Annotated in this window: 12 protein-coding genes; 4 read left to right on the forward strand and 8 right to left on the reverse strand. The window is 45.9% G+C overall.

What is annotated here, in order from left to right; translation table 11 throughout:
• Positions 1-80: 80 nt before the first annotated feature.
• Together U1F02_RS13205 and U1F02_RS13210 are read left to right on the forward strand one after the other, a co-directional pair.
• On the forward strand, positions 81-1,892 hold the full coding sequence (locus U1F02_RS13205) for a glycoside hydrolase family 2 protein (RefSeq protein ID WP_409990875.1): 1,812 nt from the start codon (positions 81-83) through the stop codon (positions 1,890-1,892).
• Between the two features lie 95 nt (positions 1,893-1,987).
• Positions 1,988-2,914, forward strand: coding sequence for a hypothetical protein (locus U1F02_RS13210; protein ID WP_409990876.1), 927 nt, complete (start codon positions 1,988-1,990; stop codon positions 2,912-2,914).
• 5 nt (positions 2,915-2,919) lie between these two features.
• Here the strand turns inward: U1F02_RS13210 and U1F02_RS13215 are convergent, their stop codons facing one another.
• The 4 genes from U1F02_RS13215 to U1F02_RS13230 form a co-directional block, all read right to left on the reverse strand.
• Positions 2,920-3,423, reverse strand: a complete 504-nt coding sequence (locus U1F02_RS13215; RefSeq protein WP_409990877.1) for a VOC family protein — start codon at positions 3,421-3,423, stop codon at positions 2,920-2,922.
• A 171-nt stretch (positions 3,424-3,594) separates the two neighbouring features.
• On the reverse strand, positions 3,595-4,446 hold the full coding sequence (locus U1F02_RS13220; RefSeq protein WP_409990878.1) for an ABC transporter ATP-binding protein: 852 nt from the start codon (positions 4,444-4,446) through the stop codon (positions 3,595-3,597).
• 53 nt (positions 4,447-4,499) lie between these two features.
• Positions 4,500-5,516, reverse strand: coding sequence for an ABC transporter permease (locus U1F02_RS13225; RefSeq protein ID WP_409990879.1), 1,017 nt, complete (start codon positions 5,514-5,516; stop codon positions 4,500-4,502).
• Between the two features lie 81 nt (positions 5,517-5,597).
• A complete protein-coding gene (locus tag U1F02_RS13230) occupies positions 5,598-6,962 on the reverse strand; it encodes a CmpA/NrtA family ABC transporter substrate-binding protein (RefSeq protein WP_409991045.1) in 1,365 nt (454 codons plus the stop codon).
• Positions 6,963-7,630: 668 nt separating this feature from the next.
• On the opposite strand from U1F02_RS13230, the gene U1F02_RS13235 reads away from it, so the two are divergent.
• Both U1F02_RS13235 and U1F02_RS13240 read left to right on the forward strand, forming a co-directional pair.
• On the forward strand, positions 7,631-8,794 hold the full coding sequence (locus tag U1F02_RS13235; protein WP_409990880.1) for a hypothetical protein: 1,164 nt from the start codon (positions 7,631-7,633) through the stop codon (positions 8,792-8,794).
• Positions 8,795-9,034: 240 nt separating this feature from the next.
• A complete protein-coding gene (locus U1F02_RS13240) occupies positions 9,035-10,759 on the forward strand; it encodes a phosphate ABC transporter substrate-binding/OmpA family protein (protein WP_409990881.1) in 1,725 nt (574 codons plus the stop codon).
• A 258-nt stretch (positions 10,760-11,017) separates the two neighbouring features.
• Here U1F02_RS13240 and U1F02_RS13245 read toward each other — a convergent pair whose 3' ends face one another.
• The 4 genes from U1F02_RS13245 to purE all read right to left on the reverse strand — a co-directional run bounded on the left by U1F02_RS13245 (position 11,018) and on the right by purE (position 13,889).
• Positions 11,018-11,401 (reverse strand): hypothetical protein, encoded by a 384-nt coding sequence (locus U1F02_RS13245; protein WP_409990882.1) that lies wholly within the window; start codon positions 11,399-11,401, stop codon positions 11,018-11,020.
• Between the two features lie 58 nt (positions 11,402-11,459).
• Positions 11,460-12,140 carry a glutathione S-transferase family protein gene (locus tag U1F02_RS13250; protein WP_409990883.1) on the reverse strand — a complete coding sequence of 227 codons (681 nt, stop codon included), beginning with the start codon at positions 12,138-12,140 and terminating at the stop codon, positions 11,460-11,462.
• Between the two features lie 120 nt (positions 12,141-12,260).
• Entirely contained in the window at positions 12,261-13,343 is a 1,083-nt protein-coding gene (purK, locus tag U1F02_RS13255; RefSeq protein WP_409990884.1) for a 5-(carboxyamino)imidazole ribonucleotide synthase, read from the reverse strand.
• 54 nt (positions 13,344-13,397) lie between these two features.
• Positions 13,398-13,889 (reverse strand): 5-(carboxyamino)imidazole ribonucleotide mutase, encoded by a 492-nt coding sequence (gene purE, locus U1F02_RS13260; RefSeq protein ID WP_409990885.1) that lies wholly within the window; start codon positions 13,887-13,889, stop codon positions 13,398-13,400.
• Positions 13,890-14,041 lie beyond the last annotated feature (152 nt).

The raw sequence follows: 14,041 nt of genomic DNA on the forward strand, positions 1-14,041 counted from the left end.
AAGCTTAGCGCTCAATCAGTAAGTTGCGGTTGTAGTAGACAGGTTTCTTGGAATTAGAAAAATTATTAAAGGTGACAAACATGCGCTATTTAACGCTCGCTGCTTTGGTAATAGGGGCATGCGGTACTTTCACCAAGGCTCTTGCTGATATTGCTATCCAAAACCCCGATTCCCGTGGTGCAATCATTTTGGATGGGCGCTGGGACACAATTATCGATCCCTACGAAAATGGTTTTTACAATCATCGCTACGAAGAGTCTGACAAAGGTTATTTCAAAAATGCCAAGCCAGCCAACCCAAGTGATTTGGTTGAATACGATTTTGCGCGCTCACCCAAATTAAATGTTCCCGGTGATTGGAATACTCAAGATGAAAAATTGTTTCTGTATGAGGGAACAATTTGGTACCACCGTGATTTTGATATTGGAAAAAAATCAGATCAAACTTACGCGCTTTATTTTGGCGCAGTGAACTACCACGCCACTATTTACTTAAACGGGAAAAAAATTGATACCCACGAAGGCGGCTTCACACCATTTCAACCTGATATTACCGATCAAGTAAAATCCGGAGTGAACTCTCTGGTTGTTAAGGTTGACAATCATCGTGAGCGCGATCAGATACCCACCGTTAACACGGACTGGTGGAATTACGGCGGTATCACTCGTTCAGTTAAGGTGCTGCAGTACCCTAAGGCACATATTCACGATTATTTCGTTCAGTTAAGTAAAACCGAAGAGGGTGTTTTAGAGGGCTGGGTGAAGGTAGAAAATTTACCTAAAGAAAATGCAGATTCGCAAAAAGTAGAATTACGTATTCCCGAACTTAATATCACCCAAAAAATACCTGTGAATAAAAATGGTGAGGGGAAATTTGAAATTGCCGCCAAGCCGATTTTATGGAGCCCCGAATCTCCCAAGCTCTATTCTGTTGATTTGAGTTACATGCAAGATGTTGTGCATGACAAAATTGGTTTTAGAAATATTCAGGTTCAGGGTGAAAATATTCTGCTGAATGGTAAATCTGTTTTCCTGCGCGGTATTAGCATTCATGAAGAATCGCCATTGCATCCAGGGCGTGCGTGGAGTGATGAAGATGCCCGCATCCTTTTGACCTGGGCGAAAGAACTCGGTTGTAACTTTGTTCGCTTGGCGCACTATCCACACAATGAAGCTATGGTGCGTATGGCAGATCAGATGGGTTTAATGGTGTGGTCAGAAATTCCTGTTTATTGGACGGTGTTGTTTAATAATCCGACGGTTTACAACAAAGCAGAAAGCCAGCTTGAAGAAATGATTGCTCGCGATAAAAATCGTGCGTCTATCATTATGTGGTCCATGGCCAACGAAACACCGAATTCCCCTGCGCGCTTAAAATTTATCAGTAATTTGGCACAAAAAGCGCGCGAGCTTGACCCGACCCGTTTGATCACTGCGGCCCTTGATACGCAAAGCGAAGAAAATGGCCTTAAGTCGATTGATGACCCATTGTCATCTGTCGTAGATGTTATTGGAGTGAACAGTTATTGCGGTTGGTACGCGGCTACGCCGGCAAGTTGTGCGAATTTAAAATGGATTTCGCGTTACAGAAAACCGGTGATTATGAGCGAATTTGGAGCTGATGCATTGCAAGGTTTACACGGTGATAAAGCCCAACGCTGGACGGAAGAATATCAAGCAGATGTTTATATTAATAATCTTGCCATGATTGACCACATGACTTTTTTGCGCGGTATGTCACCGTGGATCCTAAAAGATTTCCGCTCACCTCGTCGCCCCCTGCCCGTTGTTCAAGATTTCTGGAACCGCAAGGGGTTGATTTCCGATAAAGGGATTAAGAAAAAATCCTGGTATATATTGCATGATTATTACGTGAAAAAAACGGTGGATTGATCGCGACACAGATTGGCGTGTTGCATTAAATACGGGTGTTCCGTTTATAGGTAAATCGGGATGTAGGTAAACCGAGGCGTGCAAGGATAAATCATATGAGTAAAATTATTCAAATCAGCTCGTTGATGTTTATGCTGATGCTTTCCTTGGCAGTGAGTGCGCAGGAAATTGTTCTGGCATTTACCGATACACTCGGTCGCGCAACCAGCCTTGATGGAACGGCACGTAGCAAAATGTTAATCAGAAATATGGCACGTGCCGATGTAAATCAGGCTATGTTTCTGATTAAAACAAAAACCGTCACCAACAACACAGTTGAACGGCTGGCGTTTTACAACGAAACGGGCCAGCTGCTGGTTAATGCCGGGCACCACCCGTCCATGGTTATTCGCCAAAAAAGCTTTGGCTACCCCATAGATATAATGCGCGCAAACGGTATTCTTGAACCTTACGAAAATTACCGCAAACACGTTCATTTTCCCTATCTTTATGGCAACAGCGATCCTGCAGTCTTAGCGCAATTACAACAATTTTTAGCCGAGCATAATTATTTGCCTACCTACGTGACAACACGTGTTCACGACGACTATATGAACCAGCTTTATCAAGCGCGCGTACTGAGTGGTCGCTCGGTTGATATACGTGCGATTGAAAAAGCTTATGTGAGCATGGTGGTAAAAGCGGTTACTCGCTACGACGCCCGGGCACAGATGATGTTGGGTTTTAGTCCCCGTCAGGTTTTGTTGTTGCACGAAAACGATTTGGCGGCCTATTGCATTATTGGCGTAATTGATGAGTTAAATAAGTTGGGGTTTAAAATTATTTCGCCAGAAAAGGTATTTACTGATCCGATTTCTAATCCTTACTTCAAGTCCGGTTTTTCAGCGACAGGATATATGGCATATGTAACAGGCCTTCCAGAAGAAAAGCCTATTTGGTATGAAATTGCAAACCAAAAGGACAAGGAAGAAATACATGGCTACCTGCATGAGCAGGGGCTGGATAGTATGTACGCGCAATAAGGTCCTTAATGTAGGTTTTTGCCAAGGTAAGCTCGTTTTAACTCGTTAATATTAATTTTTTTCATTCCTCGCATGGCTTCCAGAACGCGCTGCGATGTGTCTGAATTCTCGTCTGCAATCATATTGATCAGGCTGTCGGGAATAATCTGCCAGGCAACCCCGAACTGGTCTTTCAATTTTCCACCGTATTCCTGACGTTCGCTTTCCCCACCGGACAAACTTTCCCAAAAATAATCCAGCTCCTCTTGGTCGTGGCACATAACCTGAAGATAAGTGGCATCAGTAAAAGGCGAATCAACACCGGTATTCTCCGCAATAAATATTTGCCCGTTTAACTCAAACATTATTGCTACAGCATTCCGGTTGTTTCCTTGCTGCTCAGCAGAAGCACCATTGAAAACAACTTTATGGATGCGCGAGTTTTTAAATATTCCGGTGTAGAATTTTACGGCTTGTTCAGCTTGATTGTTGAACCTAAAACAAGCTGCGATGCCTTGAGTTATTGCCATTGTTGCGTCCAGCTATTAGCGACTATTATCCTTAGGCTAAACAGCTGAAAAGGAAGCTTCTGTGCGCTAGCTCGCGCAGCAAAAGGCGGGTGATAGATCAGTTTGATGTTTATGAATCGAACGTATGTGCTTTCGTAAGCTCACCCTGTGCGCTTACGAAAGCAGGGAGCATTAAGCAACTTGCTTGCTACCATCCTTCTCGGCAGATTTTTCCGCGCGTTTTGCTGCTATGGGTTCAATTTTTTTTTGTTTCTCGTAAAGGAAGCGTAAGACCGCAGTGCGGTATCCGTTGTATTCAGGGTCATCTGCAAGTTCCAGCCGGTTGCGTGGGCGCGCCAAATTGACATCCAGAATTTCACCAACAGTGGCTGCTGGTCCGTTGGTCATCATAACGATGCGATCAGACAGCAAAACCGCTTCATCGACATCATGGGTAATCATGATAACGGTGTTGCCTAATGTGTTTTGAATTTCCATGAGCGAATCTTGCAAGTGCGCGCGCGTTAACGCATCTAAGGCACCGAAGGGTTCGTCCATCAGTAAAACTTGTGGTTCCATAGCCAGTGCACGCGCAATACCCACGCGCTGCTTCATGCCGCCGGAAATTTCATCGGGACGTTTGTGCATGGCGTGAGTCATGTGCACAAGCTCCAGATTATGTTCGATCCATTCGCGCATTTCTGCTTTGGTTTTTTTACCTTTAAAGACGCGCTTAACACCCAGCTCCACGTTTTGATAGGCGGTTAACCAAGGCAACAAAGAGTGGTTTTGAAATACCACGGCGCGCTCTGGGCCGGGTTCATTGACTTCGCGGCCATTTAACATGACACCGCCAGTAGTTGCGCGATACAAGCCCGCAACAATATTTAACACGGTTGATTTACCGCAACCTGAGTGGCCTATAAGGGAAACGAATTCGCCTTTGTTAATTTTTAAATTCACATCTTGTAGCGCGCAAAACGGTCCGCGTGGTGTTGGGAATTCGATTCCTACTTTTGAGATTTCCAAATGTAATTCTGACATGATTTCTTCCTCAGTTCCGCGATGCGGAAAATTCAATGAGCCTAAACAGTTTCTTAACGAACAACCGCAGATTTGTCCCAATTGACGTAACTTTGAATCAGCAAGAGCGTGCGATCTAAGGCGAAACCAATGAAACCAATAGTCAGCACAGCAACGCATATACGGCTAAGAGAATCTGAAGAGCCGTTTTGGAATTCATCCCACACAAATTTTCCAAGGCCTGGGTTTTGTGCCAACATTTCAGCAGCAATCAAAACCATCCACGCAATACCAAGTGATAAACGTAAACCGGTGAACATCATTGGAATTGAAGATGGCAACACAATTTTGCGTACGTGAGTAAACCAATCCAAGCGCAATACGCGGCTCACATTCACTAAATCTTTACTTACACCCGCAACACCTACTGCAGTGTTGATCATAGTTGGCCACATGGAGCACAGGCTCACAGTTAGTAATGAAATGATGAAAGATTTTGAAAACATCGGTGCATCACTTACATACACGGAGCTAACAACCAGCGTAATAAGTGGCAGCCAAGCGAGCGGAGAAACGGGTTTGAAAATTTGAATGATGGGGTTAAACGCTTGGTAAAGCGATTGACTCAAACCAATGACGATACCAACGGGTATTGCAATAAGCGTTGCAAGAAAAAACCCACTTAATACGGTGATTAAACTGGTCTTAATTTTTTCGAAAAATGTGGGTCGACCATTGTATTCACGCTTTTTAATTTCAGCGTTAGGGTCGGCTTTAAGTGCTTCTTGATTGCGTTTTTCCTGACGTTCATAAAACGCCGCTTCGCGCGCCTTTTCTTCCTTGTATTCCACGATCATGTTGCCAGCTTGTTCATACACTTGTTTAGGGCCGGGAAATGTGCCCAAAGATGTTTTAATACTTTGTGAACCTACTTGCCAAAAAAGCAAAAAAATAACCAAGCCTACGCAAGGAATAAATGTTCCCAAAACAATGTCACGCCATTTGGCTGCCGTTATCTTTCCTACTTTTTTCGCGCTTGATACGGGCGCTTTTGCAGGTGCAGTGGCGAGGTTGGTTGTTGCTTCACTCATGGTATTTCTCCAGCGCTTTGTTGAGCCGCCTCAGTAACTCCCGGTGTTAAGCCGGGAGTGAGGCTTGTTGCGGAATTGCTATTACAGTTTTTCGTCGCCTTTCAAACCAATTTTGAATTGCTTCAAGTAGTCGTTTGGTTTGTGGCCGTCGAATTTAATGCCGTCCATCCATTCAGTTGCGTCTGGAGAGCGGTAGCCATCGGTTTTGCTAAAGTCTTGGAAATCGGCTGCCGTCATCTTGCCTTCTGCAATCAAATCTTTAGCGGCTTGTTGGTATACTTCCGGCATTGCAATTTTCTTAGCCATATCTGCGTACCAGTTGTCTGGTTTAGCTTCTGGAATTTGTCCCCAACGGCGCATTTGCGTTAAGTACCACACAGCATCTGAATAGAATGGGTAAGAGGCGTTGTAACGGAAGAATACGTTGAAGTCAGGTTCAGCGCGTTTATCGCCGCGTTCGTATTCGAAGATACCGGTCATTGAGTTAGCAATAACTTTTTCATCAGCACCAACATAGTTAGGATTAGAAATCATTTTTGCTGCCGCTTTGCGGTTTGCGTTGTCTTTTTCATCCAACCATTTGCCAGCACGAATTAATGCTTTAACAACGTGAACGTGGGTGTTTGGATTTTTTTCTGCCCAGGCTTTAGTTACACCGAAAATTTTGTCGGCAATTTGGTTATGTACTGTGATCATTGGAACGCCTATGCCACGGAATACAGCTTGTTGGTTCCAAGGTTCGCCTACGCAATAACCATTAATAGTCCCGGCCTCAAGTGTTGCAGGCATTTGTGGTGGAGGGACAACAGATAACATTGCATCAGAGTTGATTTGTCCGCTGGTGTCACCTTTCTGTGGTGCGTAAAAGCCCGGATGAATTCCGCCCGCCGCTAACCAATAGCGTAAACCCATGTTGTGAGTTGATACGGGGAACACCATTCCCATGTTGAACGGCTTACCTTGTGCTTTGTAACTTTCAATCACCGGTTTTAATACAGATGCACTGATGGGATGAATTGGTTTTCCATCGGCACCTTTGGGTACAGATTTTTTGACCAAGTTCCAGACATCATTGCCGACTGTACAAGCGTAATCATTTTGAGTGAGAGCATAGGCATATACCAGCTCACCAGTAGTGCCGAAACCTGCAGCGGCTCCAACGGGTTGCCCCATTAACATATGTGAGCCATCTAGCTGGCCAGTGAGTACACGATCGAGCACGACTTTCCAGTTGGCTTGTGCTTCAAGTTCAACGTTCAGGCCTTCGTCTTCGAAGTAACCATTTTCTAACGCAACGGCCAGTGGAGCCATATCGGTTAATTTAATAAAACCGAATTTCAAATTTTCTTTTTCAGGTTTTCCGGTGGCTGCTTCTGCGGCGTTCATTAATGCAAATGCAGCGGTGATGCCGATGGTTGCTTTAACAATTTTGCTGATCATGCTCATTTTTTTTGAAAATGGTTTGGTGGAATTCTTGTCTAGCTTGAGGCTCATAAACGTGCTCCTGAAAAATACTGAATCGAACGAGTCTGAAGAATCTTGAAAAGTTAGGTCTGGTCAGTGGTTACTGTTGTGTGCATTAACGCGAATAAAAATTTCGTACAAAGTGATCTATTCAAAGTCTGTGCCAAGCACTTTTAAACATTCGGTTTGTGCATTTTTGGTTCGATAAAAATCATAAAAATTTCGGTGTGCACATTTATGATTCAAGCTGGTGCGCAAAATGGAATTTTTCGTTTCATAGAAATTGGAAAATGTGAGCGCTTGCAATGCTGTTTAAAAAAGTCGTGCTTTTTTTTGATGCATTTTGGATTTTTCATTCAATTGAAGAATGCTGTGCTTGCAGGTGGTGTGGCTAATTATCTTTAAAATTCAAATAATTATTGTTTTCTCTATATCCCCGGCATGTGGAAAAAAATGAATGGATTTACGCGGTGAAAACCCCTTGCGACAACTAAATATGGAGGTTTTGGGAAAAAACCGCCCCAAATCTGGTCATCTCCGGCGCATATGGTCTATGTTTAGTGGGGAGAGCCTCGTTCTTTCCATCTGGACTACTCAATGAGGCATAAAGACTGCTCAGGGCGGCCACCGCGAGGTGTGCGCGGACGATAATGATAAACAGACGTTTCTCTACTCTCTTCGCGACCATAGTCGCCGTGCTTCTGGCGGGATGCGCGGCTGTGCCGCCCAATCCTAAGAGTACGGAGCGTGGGTATTCTGCAGAGGTTGTTGATTTGCTTACCGGTAAGAAGGTTCTGGGGCATGAAGTAAGCCCGCAGGAGCTTCCCGATCTGGATATCTTTCACATAACGCCCGAAATGGAAGAGTTTGCCAGAAGCGCTATTCGGCATAGCGAGTCCTACTATGATCGGGTGAAACGTCTTCATGTAGCCTTATTGTCCTCCCAAGATACCGGAGGTCGCGGCATTGCCTACAACGCCTACGTTACCGAAGTCCCGTCGATCACCTTTGCCCAGCGTCGGGCTAATTGTCTCAGTTTCACCTTGCTCTATGTCGCTATGGCCAGATCAGTCGGGATTCATGCCCAAGTTAATGAAGTTCAAATCCCTCCTACTTGGGATTTACGCAACAAAAAGGAAATGGTTTATCTCCGCCACGTTAATGTCAAAGTGCCTATCTCGCGTGAGAGCCCGAATATGTTGAATAACGACGACGTCGTTATTGATTTAGAGATGGATCGGTTCCGCTCTAATTACCGACAAACTTCTATTAGCGATGATTTGGCTGCGGCGCAGTTTTACAGCAATCGTGCAATGGAATATTTAGAAAATAACAATTATGTGGATACGTTTTTGAGTCTGCGTAAATCTATTAGCCTCGATGACAGGCAGTCATATGTGTGGGGAAACTTGGGGGTTCTCTACAGCCGCATGAATTTATGGCGCGAGGCAGAGTTGTCATATCTTCATGGTTTGAAGGTAGACCCGGAAGACTTAACGCTCATGAACAATCTTTCTTATTTATATCGTCAAACCGGTAATAAGGAATTGGCCGATAAATACTCGCGCTTGGCGCAAAAATACCGCGAATCAAATCCATTCTTTCAATATAGCCTTGCCTTATCTGCCTACAATCAGGGTGAATACACAGCCGCCTTGGACTTAATTACCCGAGCCATAAAACGAGAAGGAACCGATATTCGCTTCTACGAGTTGGCAGCGGATATCTACGGAAAGTTGGGGCGCTCCTATAACCAAGCTGACATGCTGAAGAAAGTTAAAAAGCTAAAGCCGTTGGAAGCCCGTAGCGGTTAAGGAAATGATTCATTTAATTGTCATCTTTAAATGCGTGAATGTAGCTTGTAATACAGTCTGTAAAATCTCGCCCCGCTTGCAAGAACGCAAGTCATGCAGATCATTCAACTCCTTTTGTGCGTTTCTGCGCACCACTTCATTTTGTCATCAGTATGTAATATCTGCGTAACGTGTTTGACATTTTTCCTTCATATAGTGCGCTCACTTTTATCCTTTCGTTTGTTGAATTAGCGAGCCACTATGCCACCCAAAGCCCATAAACATCTTCACTACAACGTAGCATTAGTCGATAAGGTGTGGAATTTAAAACGCCTGTGTGAAACCCATTTGAAGATGCATATTCCTCTCAACATGGTGCTGAAAGACGAACAATATCGCGCTGAGCTTTTAGAAAAAGCCGTTGCAACCGAAAACGAAGAGCTGGTTGCGTTGGTGTGGGAAATTCGCAAAATGGAAGATGCGATTATCGAATCTACCCGTGAACCCGAGGATGGAAAGTCTCGTAAAAAAAATCGCCACAGTTTCCGAATTAGCGCTTTTTCTGCCCTAGCTTGTGCGTTCATCATATTTATGGGTGGTTACTTATTGCGTTCATTTTTACCAATGGATGCTGGCGAAGTTTTTTTATTTAAAGCTGTTCAAAATGTAACTGTTGAATCGCGCCTTAAAGCCAAAGGTGGTGCGGTGGGTGGCACGCTAACACGTGCAGATAAACCTTTATTCCGTATTCACGGTTCTAACACCATCGGTGAAAAGCTCGCGCCGCGCCTTATTGAAGCTTATTTAATGAGTCAAGGTGCAAACAATGTTCATACGGACGTAAACCCCAGCGCGCCTAACGAAAAAATTATTTCGGGCGAAATTAACGGTCATATCGAATACATCGAACTTCATGCGCACGGTTCGGGTACTGCGTTTACCGATCTTGCAAAAGATGAAACTGATATGGGCATGGCATCGCGTCGTATAAAAGATAAGGAGCGCGAAGAATTGTTGCCCAAAACCGGTGACCTGACCTTGCCAGGTAGTGAGCACGTTCTTGGGTTGGATGGTTTAGCGATCATTACATCACCCTCGAATTCAGTATCTAGCTTATCGATTGATCAGTTGGTAGATATTTTCTCTGGCGAAATAAATAACTGGTCGCAGTTGGGTGGAAAAGATCTTCCCATTAAAGTGTTTGCTCGTGACGATAAATCAGGAACTTGGGATTCATTTAAAGCGCTGGTGTTGGACACACACAAAGCTAAGTTGTCGGAATCTGCAACGCGCATCGAATCTAGTAGTGAATTATCAGACGCCGTGGCGCGCGAAGCGGGCGCAATCGGATTTATCGGTTTACCCTACGTGCGCCATGCGAAGTTACTGGCTATTTCTTCCACCGAAAAAAGCAAAGCTATTATGCCTACGCACTTTACGGTGGGCACGGAAGATTATCCCTTGTCGCGCCGTTTATTTTTCTACACGCCCCAGTTGAACCCCAATATTGAAGCACAGGAGTTCGTACATTTTGTGGTGACGGAGCGCGGTCAGTCGATTGTCGAAGATGTAGGTTTTGTATCGCAGAACATCAAATTAGGTAAGCCCTTTGATAATGATTTTTACCCGGGCGATATGCGTGAATTGACCGCGCGCTCAGAACGTCTTTCTATTAACTTCCGTTTTAAAAGCGGCAGTGACGAGTTGGATACCAAAGCGCTAAGCGATCTTGACCGTGTTGCGCGTTATGTAGAAGTAAACGCCCCCAAGCGCGTTCAGCTGTTCGGTTTTTCTGATAGCGAAGGCGACGGCGCTAAAGGTAAAGAACTTTCCGAACGTCGCGCAAAAGTGGTTGAACAGCAGTTGATTCAGCGCGGTATTTATCCGCTGGTGGTGAAAGGTATGGGGGACGCCGCACCCTTGGCAGCAAGTGCGACGGAGGAAGGAAAGAATATTAACCGTCGTGTTGAAGTTTGGATTTTGTAATGAGCGAATATGAAAGATGAATACTCTTTTGGATAGACTTTCGCCTCTTGGCGAGCTACTTTCTTTGCTTCGCCAAAGAAAGTAGCCAAAGAAAGGCGACCCCTCTCGCTCCTATTTCCTGCGCGCTTCAGAAAATAGATGTCGTTCCGGTGCGACATCCATGTCGCATCGTCACTCAAACGCACATCCTGTGCGTTTGCCAACAATTTTCTTCCAGTGCTCGGAGAGCTCGCAGTGGAAGACTCTGAGAGAAAGTTTTTACTTGGCGGCAATTTTTTCCAACAACCAATTTTTGGCCGTATCCACATCAGAAAATAATTTGCCGTAACCTATATCGCGGTTGGCGAGCACTTGGCGGATAAATTTTGTGTGCTCAAAAGTCTTTGGGTTTTTATCCACCCAAGCGATAACAAATTTTGCGGTGATGCCCGCTTCTTCAAAAATAGTTTGATGATTCCATGCATCGATGGTGGATGTAGGGCTTGTCATGTTTTGCTCACCCAGTACATAAAAGCAATTATGTTCCCTGCAAGCATCCGCGATTGTTTTCCATAAACGCAAGGCGTTTTCATAAGACGAACTGCCTGAAATGACCACGTGCAAGTAATCGCCTTTCGGCGTTATTTCCATAGTGTCTGCCATAGTGCCTCCCTCGTTCGGCTACCAACTTCAGCGTAAAGTTTGAGTACAAGTTGCGCGTTTAGTTGCGCAAATCGGCGACCAATTTTCCGGCTGCGTAAACATCACTGTCGTGACCTGGCTCGCGCCATGTTTCTTTTAATGCGGCGTCGTACCAAGCTTTCATGCCGGGGAGCGCGAGCATGGTTTGCACATATTCACTCGCGGGTTTGCCCAGTGGTAGGTGATAAGTTTGCACGCGGAAAACGACGGGTGCGAAAAAAGCGTCCACGGCGCTGAAATCTTTCCCTGCCAGAAAAGGGCCGCCGAATTTTTGTAAACCTTGGCTCCATAACTCGTCGATACGCGCTAGATCTTTTTGCAAAGCAGGCGAAATACCGGGCAGTTCAATTCGCACACCACAGCTCATGCCGCAATTGCTGCGTAAGGTTTGAAAGCCGGAATGCATTTCAGCAGCAGCGGAGCGTGCCCAAGCGCGTGCGGTTTTGTCGCTGGGCCACACGTGTGGATGTTGCTCAGCAAGATATTCAACAATCGCCAGTGAATCCCAAATCACGCGGTCACCATCTTGTAAGCAAGGGACTTTACCGGTGGGCGAAAAGGCTCTGTAGGCTTCCCACGCGCCATTTTCGGGGAAGGGGTGTAACTTCTCGTTGAAGGGGATATCGAGCGCAGTGAGAAGCAGCCAAGGGCGCAGGGACCAAGAGGAATAATTTTTGTTGGCGATGTGCAAGCTATACATGGCGACGACTCCCAGTCAAAGATGTAAACCAAAATTGTGGGGCCACAAAAACAAAAAGCCAAGATAAATATCTTGGCTTTTTGTTTTCTCGTTGCGATCTAATCTTAATTCACGTCTTCCTTAGTTCACGTCTTCCAGCGCTTTAAGGCTCCAATCAATCGCCTCTTTGTAATACTGCTCTGGCAAAAGGAACTTCAGTTGTTGCAGTGTGCAGCGAATATCCACCACATCTTTGCTCACCAAGTTGATGTGGCCAACCTTGCGGCCTGGCAATACGTCTTTCCCATACCAGTAGGTTTGCGCCACAGGCAGGTTTAGCCAGTTGGGGTTGTACTGGGTGCCAATCAAATTGATCATCACGTTTTGGCCGAGGATTTGCGCTTTGGGTGTGGCCATATCGGCAATGGCGCGTAGGTGATATTCGAATTGACTGATGCTCGCGCCAGCCTGCGTCCAGTGGCCACTGTTGTGAACGCGCGGAGCGAGTTCATTGATCATGAGTTGATCGCCAACGCGGAAACATTCCATTGCCATAACGCCCACATAATCCAATTCATTGAGCAATTTGCCGAGCATGGTTTCTGCTTGTTCTTGCAGATGCTGCAGGCGAGCGAGCGGGGCGATGGAAGCGTAGAGAATGCCGTTTAAATGCAGGTTTAGGGTAAGCGGGTAAAACACGCATTGGCCAGCGCGATTGCGCACCCCCACGAGCGACACTTCTTCATCAAATGGAATCGCCTGTTCGGCAATGGCTTGGCCTTGCCAGTCGGCAGGGACTTCATCGTCTTGTGCGCGAATCCAGTATTGGCCTTTGCCGTCATAGCCGCCGGTGCGGCGTTTTAAGAGGACACGCTCGCCGAGCTGATCACGCAGCTCATTTGCGTTGATATCGTTTGCCACGTTGCGCCAAGGTGCGGTTGCCAAACCGAGGGAATCAATCAGTTCTTTTTGGGTTTTACGATCTGCCAAGCGGCCAAAAACCGGCTTGTTCACAAAGTGCGCGTGCTGGGCCAAGGTTTGCGTAACCAAGGTATCTGGCCATTGCTCGCGCTCAGCGGTGACCAAATCATCGGCTTGCAAGGCTGGTGCGCTGCTTTCATTGATATCGACGGGGCGTACATCCAACGCCAAGGGCATGCCCGCATGCTTAAGCATGGCACCCAACTGGCCTGCACCTAATACCCAAATCGGTTTACTGCTCATTTACTACCTACACAATTAACTTTTTAAACGCTTCGTCAGTGACGTGCTTCAGGATTAATCAACGCTGGGGTCAGGATTATCCAATACCGCTTGCGTTTGGGTATAACGGAAATCCTCAATGCGTGCAGCCAGCTCAGGGTTGTTCAGAGCCAATATTTGGCAAGCCAATAGGCCAGCATTAAAAGCGCCTGCAGTGCCAATCGCCAAGGTACCAACGGCAATGCCTTTTGGCATTTGAACGATGGAGAGCAGGCTATCCATACCGTTGAGCGCCTTGCTTTGTACCGGCACACCTAATACGGGCAAGCGTGTATGGGCAGCGATCATGCCGGGCAAATGCGCCGCGCCGCCCGCGCCCGCTACTATAACGCCGTAGCCGTTGCTGGCCGCTTCTTCTGCAAAACTGGCGAGTTTTTGCGGCGTGCGGTGCGCAGAAACTACCTCGGTGTGGTATTCCACACCCAGTTTTTGCAGGATCTCAACAGCAGCTTGCATGGTGGCCCAATCACTTTTGGAGCCCATCACAACGGCGACTTTAGTGCTCATAGCATTATCTCGAACGAAAAATAACCAAACTAAAAAGGGCGCGAATATTAGCACGATCATGGAATCTGTGCAGGCACATTTCTTTGTAACGGCCGAGTAATCTGCCTTGAGTTTTATGTTATGTAAGATAGTATTACAAAAAATAAGAGTAC

Origin of the sequence: Cellvibrio sp. (genome assembly GCF_046347455.1) — a bacterium.
In the GTDB taxonomy this organism is placed as follows: domain Bacteria; phylum Pseudomonadota; class Gammaproteobacteria; order Pseudomonadales; family Cellvibrionaceae; genus Cellvibrio.